Origin of the sequence: Bosea sp. 685 (genome assembly GCF_031884435.1) — a bacterium.
Classification (GTDB): Bacteria; Pseudomonadota; Alphaproteobacteria; order Rhizobiales; family Beijerinckiaceae; genus Allobosea.
In genome coordinates, this window is sequence record NZ_CP134779.1 from 5944781 (window position 1) to 5960298 (window position 15518).

General features: G+C 66.4%; 13 protein-coding genes and 1 pseudogene. 2 read left to right on the forward strand and 12 right to left on the reverse strand.

Annotated features, from left to right (window positions below; genetic code table 11):
* Window positions 1-16 precede the first annotated feature (16 nt).
* Window positions 17-613, reverse strand: coding sequence for a PadR family transcriptional regulator (locus RMR04_RS28965; RefSeq protein ID WP_311911964.1), 597 nt, complete (start codon window positions 611-613; stop codon window positions 17-19).
* Between the two features lie 316 nt (window positions 614-929).
* Here RMR04_RS28965 and RMR04_RS28970 point away from each other — a divergent pair, with 316 nt between their 5' ends.
* Entirely contained in the window at window positions 930-1661 is a 732-nt protein-coding gene (locus tag RMR04_RS28970; RefSeq protein WP_311911965.1) for an alpha/beta fold hydrolase, read from the forward strand.
* Between the two features lie 5 nt (window positions 1662-1666).
* Here the strand turns inward: RMR04_RS28970 and RMR04_RS28975 are convergent, their stop codons facing one another.
* From RMR04_RS28975 to RMR04_RS29025, 11 genes and pseudogenes are all read right to left on the reverse strand, one after another.
* Complete coding sequence (locus RMR04_RS28975) at window positions 1667-4984, reverse strand: molybdopterin-dependent oxidoreductase (RefSeq protein WP_311911966.1); 3318 nt, start codon at window positions 4982-4984, stop codon at window positions 1667-1669.
* A 26-nt stretch (window positions 4985-5010) separates the two neighbouring features.
* Window positions 5011-5991, reverse strand: a complete 981-nt coding sequence (locus tag RMR04_RS28980; RefSeq protein ID WP_311911967.1) for a bifunctional Delta(1)-pyrroline-2-carboxylate/Delta(1)-piperideine-2-carboxylate reductase — start codon at window positions 5989-5991, stop codon at window positions 5011-5013.
* 7 nt (window positions 5992-5998) lie between these two features.
* The gene (locus tag RMR04_RS28985; RefSeq protein WP_311911968.1) at window positions 5999-6673 is read right to left on the reverse strand and encodes a helix-turn-helix domain-containing protein; all 675 of its coding nucleotides are present in this window, start codon (window positions 6671-6673) and stop codon (window positions 5999-6001) included.
* Window positions 6674-6748: 75 nt separating this feature from the next.
* Window positions 6749-7978 carry an ABC transporter substrate-binding protein gene (locus RMR04_RS28990; RefSeq protein ID WP_311911969.1) on the reverse strand — a complete coding sequence of 410 codons (1230 nt, stop codon included), beginning with the start codon at window positions 7976-7978 and terminating at the stop codon, window positions 6749-6751.
* Between the two features lie 114 nt (window positions 7979-8092).
* On the reverse strand, window positions 8093-8992 hold the full coding sequence (locus tag RMR04_RS28995) for a branched-chain amino acid ABC transporter permease (protein WP_311915978.1): 900 nt from the start codon (window positions 8990-8992) through the stop codon (window positions 8093-8095).
* A gap of 138 nt (window positions 8993-9130) precedes the next feature.
* Window positions 9131-10006: pseudogene (locus RMR04_RS29000) on the reverse strand (branched-chain amino acid ABC transporter permease); the annotation flags it as partial.
* A 28-nt stretch (window positions 10007-10034) separates the two neighbouring features.
* Complete coding sequence (locus tag RMR04_RS29005) at window positions 10035-10736, reverse strand: ABC transporter ATP-binding protein (protein WP_311911970.1); 702 nt, start codon at window positions 10734-10736, stop codon at window positions 10035-10037.
* Window positions 10729-11565, reverse strand: coding sequence for an ABC transporter ATP-binding protein (locus RMR04_RS29010; RefSeq protein WP_311911971.1), 837 nt, complete (start codon window positions 11563-11565; stop codon window positions 10729-10731). The genes RMR04_RS29005 and RMR04_RS29010 overlap by 8 nt, the downstream gene beginning before the upstream one ends.
* A 128-nt stretch (window positions 11566-11693) precedes the next feature.
* The gene (locus RMR04_RS29015) at window positions 11694-12665 is read right to left on the reverse strand and encodes a Bug family tripartite tricarboxylate transporter substrate binding protein (RefSeq protein ID WP_311911972.1); all 972 of its coding nucleotides are present in this window, start codon (window positions 12663-12665) and stop codon (window positions 11694-11696) included.
* A 19-nt stretch (window positions 12666-12684) separates the two neighbouring features.
* A complete protein-coding gene (locus tag RMR04_RS29020) occupies window positions 12685-13032 on the reverse strand; it encodes an AtuA-related protein (protein WP_311911973.1) in 348 nt (115 codons plus the stop codon).
* A 1-nt stretch (window position 13033) separates the two neighbouring features.
* Entirely contained in the window at window positions 13034-14380 is a 1347-nt protein-coding gene (locus RMR04_RS29025) for an acyclic terpene utilization AtuA family protein (protein WP_311911974.1), read from the reverse strand.
* An 87-nt stretch (window positions 14381-14467) separates the two neighbouring features.
* Here RMR04_RS29025 and RMR04_RS29030 point away from each other — a divergent pair, with 87 nt between their 5' ends.
* Entirely contained in the window at window positions 14468-15379 is a 912-nt protein-coding gene (locus RMR04_RS29030) for a LysR family transcriptional regulator (RefSeq protein ID WP_311911975.1), read from the forward strand.
* Window positions 15380-15518 lie beyond the last annotated feature (139 nt).

The following is a 15518-nucleotide window of genomic DNA, read 5'->3' on the forward strand; positions in this document are numbered from 1 at the left end:
GCCCGACCTGTTCTCTTCAAAGCCGTTCGATCCGCTGCGCAGCCTCGTCGAGGATCGCGGCGATGTCATGGACGATGGCCTGGTCGGAATCGCGGCCGCCGAGACGGCCGCGTAGCGCGACCTTGAGATTCTCCATGGCGCGGCGAACCGGCCCGCCATCGGTGCGCTCGTGCATGGTGGCGATCGCAGCCAAGCGCGTCATTTGCGCCTCGACCTTGTCCGCGTTGGCGGCGAGATCGGCCTTGCCCGTCTCGGTGACGGCGAAGGCCTTGCGCGCGCCTTCCGATGCGACTTCGCCGATATGTCCGAGATCCTGCAGCATCGACAGCGCGGGATAAATGACGCCGGGGCTGGGGACGTAGCTGCCGCCCGAGGCCTCCTCGATCGCGCGGATCAGGTCGTAGCCATGGCGCGGTTGATCGGCGATCAGCTTGAGCAGGACAAGGCGCAGATCGCCGGAATCGAAGACGCGCCTGCGGCCGCCGCCGCGCTCTCCACGCTCCCGGCCCCATTCATGGCCGAAATGATGGGAATCGCGCGAGCGATGCTGGGCGAATTCGCGGGAATGCGGATGCCCGCGGTGGTTTCGATGTGAGTGACGAGTGAAATCCATCTTGATGTTCTCCATTTTAAGATGCGTCTACGATATATCGCAGAATATCTGAATTGCAAGAGGCCCGTTCCATCGCGACCACCGGAGAGCGTGTTCCAGAGCTGACGGGCGGGCGACGCCGGGCTTGCTGCACGCGCACCGAGGGCGGAAGAAACCCGAGCGGCGGCGGCTTCCCGCGCGGCAAGGCGGAATGCTATGGGGTGCGGCGTTCGGTCGATTTCGGTTCAGGCTTTCAGCCTGCTCTGAGCGCATGCATTCGCAGCCGAATGACGATTTTTCCGATAGCAAGCGCCAGCGAGAGGCGAGACCACGCACCATGGATGACGATGCCGCCCCGCCTTCGCGAGAACGCCAGCCGCTGGTCCTGATCCCCGGCCTCCTCAACGACGCCGACCTCTGGCGCGATCAGATCGCCGCGCTCGGCGATGTCGCCTTGTGCCAGGTGGCGGACATCTCCCAGGGCGAGACGCTGGAGGTCCTGGCCGAGAGCGTGCTGGCGGCAGCGCCGCCGCGCTTCTCACTGGCCGGATTTTCGATGGGCGGCTATGTCGCCCAGGAAATCATGCGCCGCGCGCCCGACCGGGTCGCGCGGCTTGCGCTGCTCGACACCTCGCTGCGCGCCGACACGCCCGAGCGCCTCGCAGCGCGACGCAGCCTCGACAAGACCGCGATCCTGCCCGGCAAGTTCCATGGTTTCGGCGACCGGCTGCTGGGAGCCTATCTCGCCCCCTCGCATCTGAAGGACGAGGTGATCATCGGCCGCATCCGAGCCATGACCGCGCGGCTCGGCGCGGAAACCTTCCTGCGGCAGAACGGGATCGAGCGAAAGGACGGGGTCGCCGTGCTGCGCGCACTGTCATGCCCGCTCCTGATCCTGTGCGGCGAGCACGACAGCTTGACGCCGGTCGCGGACCATCGGGCCATGGCGGCGCTGGCGCCACATGCGACGCTCGTCATCATCCCCGATAGCGGCCACATGACACCGCTGGAAAACCCGCAGGCGGTGACGCAGGCCTTGCGGAGCTGGCTGGAGATGCCGGTCGTTTAGCCCCCTCAAGCGTCGAGGACGAGATCGGTCAATGGCACCGCCTGGCAGGTCAGGCATTGCCCGTCCTCCAGATCCGAACAGTCGACGAGATGGCGGACCTGCCCCTGCTTGATCGACACGAGACAGCTCTCGCATTGCCCGACGCGGCAGCCGCTAGGCACGGTCAAGCCAGCCCCCTCGGCCAGCGCCAGGATGCTGCCGAGCGGCGCATCCGGCGACCAGGTCACGGTCTTGCCCGAGCGGGCGAAGGCTATGCTCCGCGGCTTGAGCCCGTCCAGGGCCGGCGGCTCGGGAGAGCGGAAGCGCTCGGTGAAGATCTCGAAGGCGGGGACGCCGCGGGCCTTCAGCCCGGCGCCGACCTCCGCCATCATCGCATCGGACGCGCAGATATAGACTCGCGCACGCTGCGAAAGCAGCTCCGCATCGATATCGGCTGCGGTGAAACGGCCTTGCCGATCGAAACGGTCGCCATCCACCGGCCGGCTGAGATGCGACATCAGCTTCAGGTTCGGCAGACGCTGCCGCAGCACCTCCAATCGCTCCCGGAAGGGCTGGCTGTCGCCATCGCGGCAACCGTAATGCAGCGTGATCTCAGGCTCGTCCGCCCCGCCTTCCAGCGTTTCGAGATAGGACAGGAACGGCGTGATGCCGATGCCGCCGGCAATCAGCACGATCGGGAATTCGTTGCGTATGGGCAGGACGAAGCCGCCCTTCGGCGCCTGCAATTCGACCGTATCGCCGGGAGCAAGCTCGCGCCGGATCGCCCCCGAAACCTGCCCGCCCTCGATATGGCGGACCGCGATCCGATAGGCCTCCGGCTGCGCCACCGCCGGTCCGATCAGGGAATAGGAGCGCGTCGCGCCGGCCACGCGCAGCCCGACATATTGGCCAGGCCGGAAGCCAGGCAAAGGACGGGCGTCGACGGGGTTAAGCGTCAGCGCCACGACCTCGCCGGCCTCCTCGCGACGCTCAGTGACGACGAAGGACCGCCATCCCGACCAGGGGGCGGCCTCGTGGCGCTCGACATCGCAGGCGAAGGAGCGCAGCGCCAGGGAGCCGCTGAGCGGGTCGCGCTCGCTTTCGGAAATGATCGCATTGAAGCTCCCGCCGATCGGGCTCGCCGCATCCGGCAGATAGCCGGGCAAACCGAGATCGGGCGCCGGCTGCCACCAGCCATAGTCGCTGGCGACCACATCCTCGGCGAGCGCATCGTTCAGCGCCACGCGCAGCCTGATCTGGCCCTTGCGCGTGCGCACCAGCATCCAGTCGCCCTCTCTGATGCCTTTGCGGCGCGCGAGTTCGGGATGGATCTCGGCCGTCGGCTCCTGGCGCTTGCGACGGAGTGCCGTGATGCCGCGATGCTGGCTATGGCAGAAATAGCCGCTATTGGCGGAGAAGAGCGTGAGCGGGAACGCCTCGCTGCGCTGTTCGGCCGGTGCGACGAAGCGGGGCACCGCCGGGTAGCCATGGCGGTACAGCAGCTCCGAATAGAGCTCCGCCTTGCCGGTCTGCGTCGCGAAACCGGTCTTGCGATATTTCCGGTGGCTATGCGGCAGCGGGATGCGGATGCCCTCGGGCTTGGCGCGCAAGGTCGCGAGATCGAGGCCGAGCGGGGCGAGGAGATGGGCAAAGCCCTTCTCGATATCGCCGTCGAAGAACAATTCGCCCATGCCCAAACGCTTGGCGAGCTGGAAGACGATCCACATGTCGGAGCGCGCCTCGCCCTGGCGCGGGATCATCTGTGGGCGAAGCTGGACCAGCTCCTGCGCCTCGGGCGAGATCTCGAAGCCGAGCCTGAGCGCCTCATGCTCCCACGGGCTCGAGACCGGCAGCACGATATCGGCCATCTCGGCGGTGGGGTTGAGGAAGAGGTCGCAATGGACCTGGAAGTCGAGCGCCTTCAGCGCCTCGCGCCCACGCTCCGGCGCCGGATGCGAAACCAGGAGATTGGAGCCGAAGGTGAGGAGCGCGCGAATGCGATAGGGCTTCGCCGAGAGGGCCGCATCGTAGAAATCGCTGGAGGTGATCCAGCCATCGGCAGGCGGGCCGATTGGACGCTCGCTCAGGCCGAGCGCCTTCGCCCTGGTCTCGGGCGGGATCATTGCCATCGCATGCAGCGCCGGCACCGGCAGGGCCGGCATCCGGACATTGCCGCCGGGCGCATCGAAATGGCCGGTCAGCGCGTAGAGCGTCGCGATCGCGCGCTCGGTCTGCGCGGCGTTGGTATGCTGCCCGATGCCGGTCCAGCCGTGATAGCTGATCGAGCCGGCGGCAGCGATCGCGCTGGCCAGCTCCTCGACCTGGGCCGCGGGAATCCCGGTGATGCGCTCGACACTCGCCGGATCGTAGTCAGCCGTCGCGGCAACGTAATGGTCAAAGCCAGTGCGACACGCGATCAAACAGCCGGGGGCTGCGACCTCGAAGCGCCCTTGCAACGCCGCTCCGGCGAGCCCGTTTTCTGCCGAGACAGCCTTCGCCTGAGCCGCATCCCAGACCAGGAAACCATCGCCTTCCAAGCCGAGATCCGCCGGGCGCAGGAAGAGACCGTCATCCTCCCGCACCAGGAAAGCGGCGTTGGTCCAGTGCCGCACGAAATCGGCGTCATAGGCGCGATTGACGATGAGCCAGCGCGCCAGCCCAAGCGCCAGCACGGCATCGGTGCCGGGTTGGATGCGCAGCCAGAGATCGGCGTCGCGCCCCGAACCCGCCCGGCGCGGATCGATCACGGCGAGCCGCGCGCCTTTCGCCCGTGCCGCGCCGATCGCCTCGGCCTGGGCAAGCCAGACATTGGCAGGGTTGTGGCCCCAGAGCAGGATCAGCTCGGAGTTGCGATAATCGGCCGTCGGCAGCCCGCAGCCGAAGGTGAAGACGTGGGCGTGGTCCTTGTGCCAGTTGCAGATCTCGGTCGAGAACACGGTGTTGGGGCTGCCGAAGCCGCGCACGAAGCGTTGCAGCCAGTCGATGCTGTCGGAGGTCGAGGAGGACGAGCCCGAGGTGATGGCGAAGGCGACCGATTCCGGGCCGGTCTCGGCGCGATAGCGGCCAAGCTTCCCGGCGATCTCCGTCAGGGCCTCGTCCCAGGAGATCGGCACGAAGCCCGGATCGGCCGCACCTTTGGGCGCGGTGCGGCGCAATGGCGTCTTCAGGCGGCGGGCGGAATGGGCGATCTCCGGCGCGGCGCGGCCCTTGGGGCACATCGCCTTGCCGGTGGGATGAGCGGGATTGGGCCTGACGGCGACGAGGCGATCATTCTCGACAACATTGATCGTGCCGCAGCGCGAGCGGCAGAGCGTGCAGAAGCCGGGTTTCTCAAGCGTCGCCATCGCCTTCTCCCCTCGGCCTTTGCGGCTCAGGATGCCGCGCGGGCCATCCCCGGCGTCGGTTCACCCGCAAGCAGGGTCGCCGCCGCGAGATCCTCAATCGCGGCGCCCACGGATTTGAACAGCGTGATCTCGCCCGCGGCGAGGCGGCCGGGTTTCGTGCCGCTCGTCAACTCGTGCAGATCGCCGCAGATCGCCTCGGCCTGCCAGCGGCCGGACGCAATCGGCTGCAGCAGGTCGCCGGCCTCGGCGAGCGCGCCGGCGTAGGTGTCGACGAAGACGCGGCTGCGCGCGAGCGCCTCGTCATCGCTCTCGCGCATCTGCGGCGTGAAGGCGCCGACGAGATCGAGATGCGTGCCTGGCCGGAGATCTCGCCCCATGACCAAGGGCTCGCGCGAGGTGGTGGCGCAGCTGACGATGTCCGCCAGCGCGAGCGCCGCCGGCAGATCGGTGACGGGGGTGGCGTCGAAGCCCTGGCGAGCGAGCACCCCGGCAAGCGCCAGTGCGCGCTGCGGATGGCGCCCCCAGACCAGGACCTTGTCGATCGGTCGCACGGCCCGGTGCGCGGCCGGCAGATGTGCCGCGACATGCCCGGTTCCGACCAGGAGCAGCGTGCGGCTGTCAGGGCGCGAGAGATAGCGCGAGGCGAGCGCGGAGGCCGCCGCCGTGCGCCGGTTGGTCAGCGCTTCGCCATCGACCAGCGCCCGAGGCTGGCCGGTCTCCCCGTCGAACAGCACGTAGATCGAGGAGATCGCGCCCAGACCGCGCGCAGCGTTCTGAGGGAACGCCGTCACGAGCTTGACGCCCAGTGCCTTGCCGCGCTCCCAGGCCGGCATGGTCAGCAGATGGCTCGGCTGGCCGGTCAGGCCGACTTCGTAGCTCTGCCGGACCGGCATCGCCTCGCCGCCGCGGCGGAACGCCTCGCCCAGGGCTTCGATCAGCCGGGGATAATCGAGCGCGGCCTCGACCTCCGAAGCGGAATAATGGTGCAGCACGGCAGGTGTCCTCATGGCCTGGTCATTCAAGCGCGGTGATGCCGGTGCAGATCCAGAGGATCTCGGCATCCTCCTCGCTCAGCGAAACGACAGCGTGGCCCATCTTGCTGTCGAAATAGGTGCTGTCGCCGACCTCGAGCACGACCGGCGAATAGAATTCGGTGAAGACCTGAACGCGGCCCGAGAGCACGCAGAGGAACTCCTCGCCCTCATGGCGCACCCAGCCGGGGAAATCGTCGAGGCTGCGCGCCGTCACCCGCGCCTTGAAAGGCAGGATCTGCTTCTGCGAGAGATCGGTCGCCAGCACCTCATAGCGATAGGCTCCGGTGAGATGCGGCTTGCCCTCGCCGCGCTTGGTCACGCTGCGCCGCCCGAAGGGCGCGTTCTGGCGGCGCGCATCGAATAATTCGACGATGTCGAGCCCGGTGCCGCGCGTGATCTTCTGCAGCACGTCATAGGTCGGCGACATCTGGCCGTTCTCGATCTTCGAGAGCGTCGAGCGCGCCACGCCGGTACGCTGGCTGACATCCTCGAGCGTCCAGCCATTGTCGACGCGCATGCGCTTCAGCCGCAGGCCGAGATCGACCGGGCTGTCCTCGGCCCTGGCCTCTGCGGCCGAGAACCGGGCCGGCATCGCGGTCGCCGCCAGAGTGGCCGCGTCGCTGAGGCCGGACCGGATCGCATTCTTCTTCGTCACAGGCATATTCTTTTCGTCACAGGCATGTCCTTGCCGAGGCGGTCGCGGGCGGCGACAGAGCCGCCCGGCGAGAGATCATTTCTTTACGAGCGGGCATTCGCTCTGGGCGAGAGGCAGGAAGGCCTGATCGCCGGGAACGGTCGCCAGCACGTCATAATAGTCCCAGGGCGCCTTGGATTCGGAAGGCTTCTTGACCTGGACGAGCAGCATGTCGTGCACCATGCGGCCATCCTCGCGGAGCTTGCCGTTCTTGGCGAAGAAATCATTCACCGGCAATTCCCGCATCTTGGCGGAGACAGCCTTCGCCTCGTCGGTGCCGGCGGCCTGGATCGCCTTGAGATAATGCATGACCGAGGAGTAGACGCCGGCCTGCAATGCTGTCGGCATCGCCTTGCGAGCCTCGAAGAAGCGCTTGGCGAAGGCCCGCGTCTCGTCATTCTGGTTCCAGTAGAAGCCTTCGATGAAGGAAATGCCCTGCGCGGTCGGCAGGCCGAGCGCGTGCACGTCGGAGATGAACATCACCGGGGCGGTGAGGATCTGCCCGCCGGCGGTGACGCCGAACTCATTGGCCTGCTTGATCGCGGTGGTCATGTCCTTGCCGGCGGTCGCCAGCATGATGACCTTGGCCTTCGAGGCCTGGGCCGGCAGCAGGAAGGCCGAGAGATCAGTCGCGCCGAAGGGATGGCGGATGGTGCCAACGACCTTGCCGCCATTGGCCTTGATCGCTTCGGTCGCGATCTTCTCCAAGGAATGGCCGAAGGCGAAGTCAGCCGTGATGATGAAGAAGGTGTCGTTGCCCTTGTCGATCAGGGCCTTCACCGGGCCGACCGCGTTGGAATAATTGTCGTAGACCCACTGGACGCCGGTCGGCGAGCACTGCTTGCCGGTGAGATCGGTGGTGCCGGGCGAGGAGAACAGCGCGACGCGGTTGGTCTCGCGAGTCAATTGCTGCACGGCGAGCGCGATCGCGCTGTTGGTGACGTCGGAGATCGCGTCGACCTTCTCGTTCTCGATCCAGCGCCGCGCGATGCCGACGCCGACATCGGCCTTGTGGAGATGGTCGGCGCCAATGATCTCGATCGGCTTGCCCAGCACCGTGCCGCCGAAATCGGCCGCGGCCATCTGCGCTGCGAGCAGCGAGCCCGGCCCGTTCATGTCGGACCACTGCCCGGACATGTCGGTCAACACGCCGATCTTGACGACGTCGTCGCTGATCTGCGCCGAGGCCTGCCCCGCCAGGCCAAGCGAGCCGAGGCAGAGCGCGGCCGCAAGCCCGCGCATGAGATTGAAAGCGGTCAGTTGCATCGTCGGTCCCCTTGTTGTCCGGTCCTGTTCGGCCGGGTTTTGCTTGAGCCTTGTTTGATTGAGCCTTGGCCGGGCCCAGTTGAGCAGCCCGGTTTCCTCATCGGACATCATGTCTCATTCAGCGGGTGCCGCTGCCGGAGTTTGCCGAGCCGCGTCCGCTGGCGGCGACGCCTGGCTCCGGCGATGCCAGAACTCGATCAGCTCACCGACGATGCCGCGCCGGAAGGCGAGCACGCAGAGCACGAAGATCAGCCCGTGGATGACGGTGACCCATTGCCCGAGCGCAGCCAGATAGTTCTGCATGGCAACCACGATGAAGGCGCCGACGACCGGGCCGTAGAGCGTGCCCACGCCGCCAAGGAAGGTCATCAGCAGGATTTCGCCAGACATCGACCAATGCGCGTCGGTCAGGCTCGCGATCTGGCTGACGATTGCCTTGGTCGAACCGGCGAGGCCCGAGAGCGCCGCCGATAATGTGAAGGCAACGAGCTTGTAGCGGCTGGTCTCGAAGCCGAGCGACTGCGCCCGGGGCTCGTGATCGCTGATCGCCTTCAGCACCCGGCCGAAGGGCGAGCCGACGAGCCGCATGATCAGGAGGAAGCCGCCAAGGAAGATCGCCAGCACGAAGGCGTAGAGATTGGCCGGCCTGGAGAGGTCGACGAACCCGAACAGCAGGCCGCGCGGCACGCCTTGCAAGCCATCCTCGCCGCCGGTGAAGGGCGCCTGCAGCGCGACGAAATAGATCATCTGCGCGAAAGCCAGCGTCACCATGGCGAAATAGATGCCGCTGCGGCGGATCGCGAGCCAGCCTGAGGCGAGCCCAAGCAGCGCCGCCGTCGCGGTTCCCGCCAGGATCGCCAGTTCCGGTGTCAGCCCCCAGATTTTGGCGGCATGGCCGCAGACATAGCCGGCCGAGCCGAGGAACATCGCATGGCCGAAGGAGACGAGCTTGCCGTAGCCGGCGATCAGGTTGAAGGCGCAGGCGAAGAGCGCGAAGATCATCGCCTTCATCATGAAGCCGGGATAGATCACCAGCGGCGCGGCCGCGAGGCAGGCGGCAACCGTCAGGAAGACGAGCGTCTGCGTGCGGGCCGAAGGCGCAGGTGCCGAAAGCGAGGCCTGCTGATGGCCCCCAGCGGCTTCCGGCTTCGAACCGAACAGCCCGGCCGGGCGGATCAGCAGCACCACCGCCATGACGACGAAGACGACCGTGCTCGACAATTCCGGATAGAACGCCTTGGTCAGGCCCTCGATCAGGCCGACGAGGAAGCCGGTCACGATCGAGCCCATGATCGAGCCCATGCCGCCGATCACCACGACCGCGAAGACGACGATCAGGAGATCAGCGCCCATGGTCGGGCTGACCTGATAGATCGGCGCCGCGAGCACGCCGGCCAGCGCCGCCAAAGCGACGCCGGCGCCATAGGTCAGCATGATCATGCGCGGCACGCGGATGCCGAAGGCCTGGACCAGCATCGGGTTCTCGGTCGCCGCGCGCAGATAGGCGCCGAGCTTGGTGCGCTCGATCACGTACCAGGTGGAGAGACAGACGACGAGCGAGACCAGGATGACCCAGGCTCGGTAGTTCGGCAGGAACATGAAGCCGAGATTGCGCCCGCCGGTCAGCTCGGCCGGGATCGCATAGGGCTGGCCCGACGCGCCGAACCAGTTGCTGAAGGCCCCTTGCACCATCAAGGCAAGCCCGAAGGTCAGCAGCATGCCGTAGAGATGGTCGAGCTTGTAGAGCCGCCGAAGCAGCAGCCGCTCGATCACGACGCCGGTGAGCCCGACCGCCAATGGCGCGAGCAGGAGCGCCCACCAATAGCCGATGCCGAGAAAGTTCAGCAGCAGCCAGGCAACGAGCGCGCCCATCATGTACTGCGCGCCATGGGCGAAGTTCACGATGTTCATCATGCCGAAGATCACCGCCAGGCCGAGGCTCAGCATGGCGTAGAAGGCGCCGTTGATCAGGCCGAGCAGGAGCTGGCCGTAGAGGACCGCGGACGGGATGCCGAAGATCGTGGTCATGGCGCCTCTTGTTCCTGTCGACAGCCGCTCAAAGGCCGAGATAGCCCTTGAGCGCGCCGAGCCGGTTCTCCAGCTCGCCGCCCGGGATTTCCTCGACGACACGGCCGAGTTCGACGACGTAGTGCCGATCGGCGAGCTGCGAGGCGAAGCCGACATTCTGCTCGACCAGCAGGATGGTGAAGCCCAGCCTCTTGAGCTGGACGATGGTGCGGCCGATCTGCTGGATGATGACCGGCGCCAGCCCCTCGGTCGGTTCGTCCAACAGGAGGATGCGCGCGCCGGTGTGCAGGATGCGCCCGAGCGCCAGCATCTGCTGCTCGCCGCCCGAGAGCTTGGTGCCCGGGCTGTCGAGCCGCTCCTCCAGATTGGGGAACAGGGTCAGGATCTGGTCGATCGTCATGCCGCCATTGGCGACCTTGGGCGGCAGCAGCAGATTCTCGCGCACGCTGAGGCTGGAGAAGATGCCGCGCTCCTCGGGGCAGAAGGCGATGCCCTTGCGGGCGATGTCGTAGGGGGCGGCCGCGATGATCTCGCCGCCATCGAGCCTGATCGAACCCGCCCGCTTGTCGAGCAAACCCATGATCGCCTTGAGCGTCGTCGTCTTGCCGGCGCCGTTGCGCCCGAGCAGCGTCACCACCTCGCCGGCCCGGACGGTGAAGTCCATGCCGTGCAGAACCTGCGATTCGCCGTACCAGCCTTCGAGGCGATTGACGGTAAGGGTCTCAGCCATGTGCCTGCCCCGGATGCGCCTGCCCCGTATAGGCCGCCATCACATCGGGCCGCGCCGAGACCTCGGCATAGCTCCCTTCCGCCAGGATCTCGCCGCGCACCATTACGGTGATCCTGTCGGCGAGCTCGGCGACCACGTTCATGTTGTGCTCGACGAGCAGAACCGTGCGGCCCTGCCCGGCCTCGCGGATCAATTGCGTCACCCGCCCGATATCCTCGCGCCCGAGCCCGGCCATCGGCTCGTCGAGGAGCAAGACCTTCGGCTCCAGCGCCAGCGTCGTGGCGAGCTCCAGCACGCGCTTGCGGCCATAGGAGAGGTTGCCGGCCATGGTCTGCGCCTGGTCGGCAAGGCCGAAGCGCTCCACGAGCGCGTCCGCCTGTTCCGAGACACCGCGCCGGCTGGAAATCCGCCCGAGCAGGTTCCAGGCGAGGCCGCTCGCGCGCAACAAAGCGAGCTCGACATTCTCGCGCACCGTCAGCCCCGCGAACACCGCCGAGATCTGGAAGGAGCGCACCACGCCGCGCTTGGCCATTGCCGGCATGGCCAGGCGCGTGACGTCCTCGCCGTCATGCAGGATCGCGCCCGCGGACGGCATGAGATATTTCGTCAGGAGGTTGAACAGCGTCGTCTTGCCCGCGCCATTGGGGCCGATGACGGCATGCATGCTGCCCTTAGCAAGCCGGAAATTCACATCCCGCACGGCGAAGAAGCCACCGAATTCGCGGCTCAGGCCATGGGCCTCCAATGCGTTGCCAGTGCCGTGTTTTAACGCGTTTTCTTCACGCGAACCGGTACCCACTTCGCTCGAAAACGCTCCAGTGCCGTCCATTCCCCACGCCCACCTTCGCAAAGAACCAGCCTACGAAGGGGAACGTGGAACCAAAGTTTCCTATCGTCAACAAATTCCACTATGTCGACGGCCTGGATTTTAGGCTGCGTGATCAAGCGCGCGGCAGATCATTCCGGCTGGATGCCGGCGGCCTTGACGATATCGGCCCATTTCCTGATCTCGGTTCCGACGAAGGCCCTGAGCTCCTGGGATGTGCTGGTCTCCGGCTCGATGCCGGCGGCGAGCAGCTTCTCCTGCGTGGCCTTGTCGTTGATTGCGACTACCAGCGCCTGGCGCAGCTTGTCGATGACCGGCTGCGGCGTCTTCGCGGGAACGAAGGCCGCGAACCAGGCGGCGAGGTCGTATCCGGCGACGCCCGACTCCGCCATCGTCGGCAACTCGGGCGCCAGGGCGCTGCGTTTCGCGGTCGAAACGCCGAGGCCGTTCACCTTGCCGGCCTTGATCTGGGGCAGCGTCGTCGAGATGTCGGCGAAGACGATATTGATCTGGCCGCCGAGAAGATCGGTGATCGCCTGCGGATTGCTGCGATAGGGCACATAGGTAAGGTCGATGCCGCCCAACGTCTTGAGCATCTCGCCGGCTATCCGCGAGGAGCTCGACCCCGCCCCGAAAGTGAGCTTGCCCGGATTGGCCTTGGCATGGGCGATCAGCTCCTGCACGGACTTGGCCGGCACCGACGGATTGGTCGCCAGCGCAAGCGTGATGGTGCCGAGCTTGGTCACAGGCTCGAAGCTCTTCTCCGCGTCATAGGGCACGGTCTTCAGCAGGCTCTGATTAGCGCCATGCGTCGTGTTCGTCGTGATCAGCACGGTGTGGCCGTCGGGCTCGGCCCCCGCCACGGCCTGGGCCGCGATGATGCCGTTTGCGCCGCCCTTGTTCTCGACGATGATCGGTCGACCCAACGTCTTCGATGCGTGGTCGCCCAGGATGCGAGCCAGCACGTCGGTGGCGCTGCCGGCCGCGAAAGGCACGATGAATTTGATGTTCTGCGTCGGATAGCCCTGCGCCGAGGCAGGCAAGCCTGCCAGCAAGGCGCCGCCGAGCGCCAGGGCGGCCAAACTCCAGCTCTTCGATGTCATGGTCGTTTTCTCCGAGAGGTTAGTGACCGCCGTCTTGTCGCGGCGTCGTGCGGGAAGGGCTTTCGTCGGGAATTTCGAGGTCGAGCAAGGCCGAGCTCAGGCCCTTGCCATGTGTGTCGAGGGCGAGCGAACGGGTTACGCCGCCACTGAGCGCCTGGCGCAGGACGAAGTTCAGGGCACCGAGGCTGGGAATCTCGTATCGCACCACCTCGCCGGCCACGAGCTCGCCGAAATGCGCCTTGACGCGCTCGGCCGTGACATGGCGCAGCAGCAGGGCATAGTCGGCGGCCTCATAAGCGATCACCGAGATGCTCGAGGTGTTGCCCTTGTCGCCGGTGCGGGAATGAGCAATTTCGCGCAGCTTCATCTCAGCTCTCCACATAATGGATGGCTGTCGCGACGTGCTCGCGCGGGATCAGGGTCGAGAGAATGCCGACCACCTCGCGGGCGGATTTCGTGACGCCGCCCCCGCCCGCCGGGCCGTTGGTGTAGAGCGTCTCGACCTCGTTGCCGATGCGCAGGGCCTCAATGAGGCTATCGGTGCGTCCCGCGACGCGAACGCGCACCTCATAGGGTTCATGACCACCACCGTGGCTCGAGAGCCTCTCGCCATGCAGCGCATTCGCGCCGATCAGGTCGAAGCGCAATTCGCTCGCGCGCACACCGGTCAGCGCCAGGCGTTCGCGGACGATCTCCAATGCCAGAGCGCCCCGAGCCCGCGCGCCGGGACCCGCATAGGAGATCTGGCCTTCGCCGACGAAGCCTTCGATCGTCCCGAGCGAGACTTTCAGCGTCTCGGTCCGGGCACGGCCGGTGGCACCCCGGACGCGGACGCGATCGAAGCCGATCTCCTCGACGGTGACGTTCGAGAAATCAGCGACGACATCGGGAGTGAGATAGCGTGCCGGATCGTGGATCTCGTAGAGGATCTGCTCCTTGCAGGTGGCGGGCGTGACCTGCCCGCCGGAGCCCGCGACCTTGGTGATGACGATGGAGCCATCCTCCCCAACCTCGGCGATGGGGAAACCAAGCCGGGCGAGATCGGGCACGGATTTGTAGCCGGGATCGGCAAAATACCCGCCCGTGACCTGGCCCGCGCATTCCAGGAGATGCCCGATCAGCGTGGCCTGGCCGAGCCGATGCCAATCATCCCTAGCCCAACCAAAGGCATGCACCAGCGGACCGACGAACAGGGACGGATCGGCCGCGCGGCCGGTGATGACGATGTCGGCTCCATCAGCCAGCGCTTCAGTGATGGCTTGCGCCCCGATATAGGCATTCGCCGAAATCAGGTTGCCGCCAAGATCGGCAACCAAGGCGCCGGTCTCGTCGACGCGATAATCGCCTGCTGCCACAGACGACAGCACATCGTCGCCCGTCACGGCCGCAATCTTCAGCCCGCTCAGGCCCAGTTCGCCGGCGATGGCCCTGATCCGCTCCGCACCGGCGACGGGGTTGGCCGCGCCCATATTGGTGATGATGCGCGTGCCGGACTGCCGGCACGGCCGCAGCACCGCCCGAAACCGCTCCGCCAGCAGCGGGTCATAACCGGCTTTCGGGTCCTTGAGCTTCGCCTGCTGGGCCAGCGCGATGGTGCGCTCCGCCAGGCACTCGAAGACCAGGTAGTCGAGCCCGCCTTTTTCGGCGAGTTCGATCGCCGGCTCGATCCTGTCGCCGGAATAGCCCGCGCCTGCGCCGATCCGAACCTGCTTCACCACCGCCTCCGAAAACCGGTGGCATGGGAGCATCAACCGATTGATCACACAATTGAAATGAATCTATCAAAGTGATAGTCATTCATTATGAATATCGACGTTCGGCAGTTGCGCGCTTTCGTCACTGTGGCGCAATTCGGCAGCTTCACGCGGGCGGCTGGCAGCCTGAATCTGTCGCAGCCGGCGCTGACGGTTCAGATCCAGAAGCTCGAGGACGGGCTCGGCGTCCGTCTGTTCGACCGCAACACCCGCAGCGTGTCGCTGACCCGGATCGGCCGGGAGCTCGCGCCTCAGCTCGGGCGCATTCTCAGTGACCTCGATGCGGTCGTCGGGGATACGCGCCAGCTCGCGCAAGGCCAACAGGGCGTGGTGCGGCTGGCGGTGCTGCCGTCCTATGCCTCAGGCATCCTGCCGGAGATCATCGCGGCCTTCCGCCGGACGAACCCGCAGGTCAGTTTCGTCATCCGCGACGTGATCGCAAGCCGCGTCGCCGAGCTGACCCGGCATGAGCAGGTCGACCTCGGCATCATGGGCGGAGCGCTGAGCGACCCCGACCTCGAAGTGCTGCACCGAACGCAGGATCACATGCATGTGGTTTTTCCCGATGGTCACAAATTAGGCAATCTCGATTCCGTCGCCATCGACGACATCGCGCCTCTCCCGCTGGTCCTGATGGACCCGGCGACCAGCGTCAGGGCGATCGTCGATGCCGCCTTCAAGGCCGCCGGCCATCAGCCGATCGTCGGCGCGGAAGCGACCTATATGTCGACCGCGGTCGGGATGGTGCGCGCGGGCCTCGGGGTCGCGATCCTGCCCGGCTCGGCGATGGAGGTGCGCGCCGAGCAAACCTTGCGCTCCCGGCCCCTGAAGGCTGCGGATTTCGCGCGCCAGATCGCGCTCATCAAGCGCAGCGGCCGGACATTGCCGCCAGTGAGCGAGAGCTTTGCACGGGCGCTGATGAACGAGTTGCCAGCAGCGCAAGGCGCGGACACAGCCTGAAGCAAGCCAGGCTACGCCGAGAGCCAGAACGCGGTCGCGGCCTCATATCAAGCCTTCAATGACCGCTTAGCCAGCCTTCCTCCGTGCCAGTCGCCGATCCATCACAGCCCGTGCATATGGCGCTGGAGCGCAACCTGAC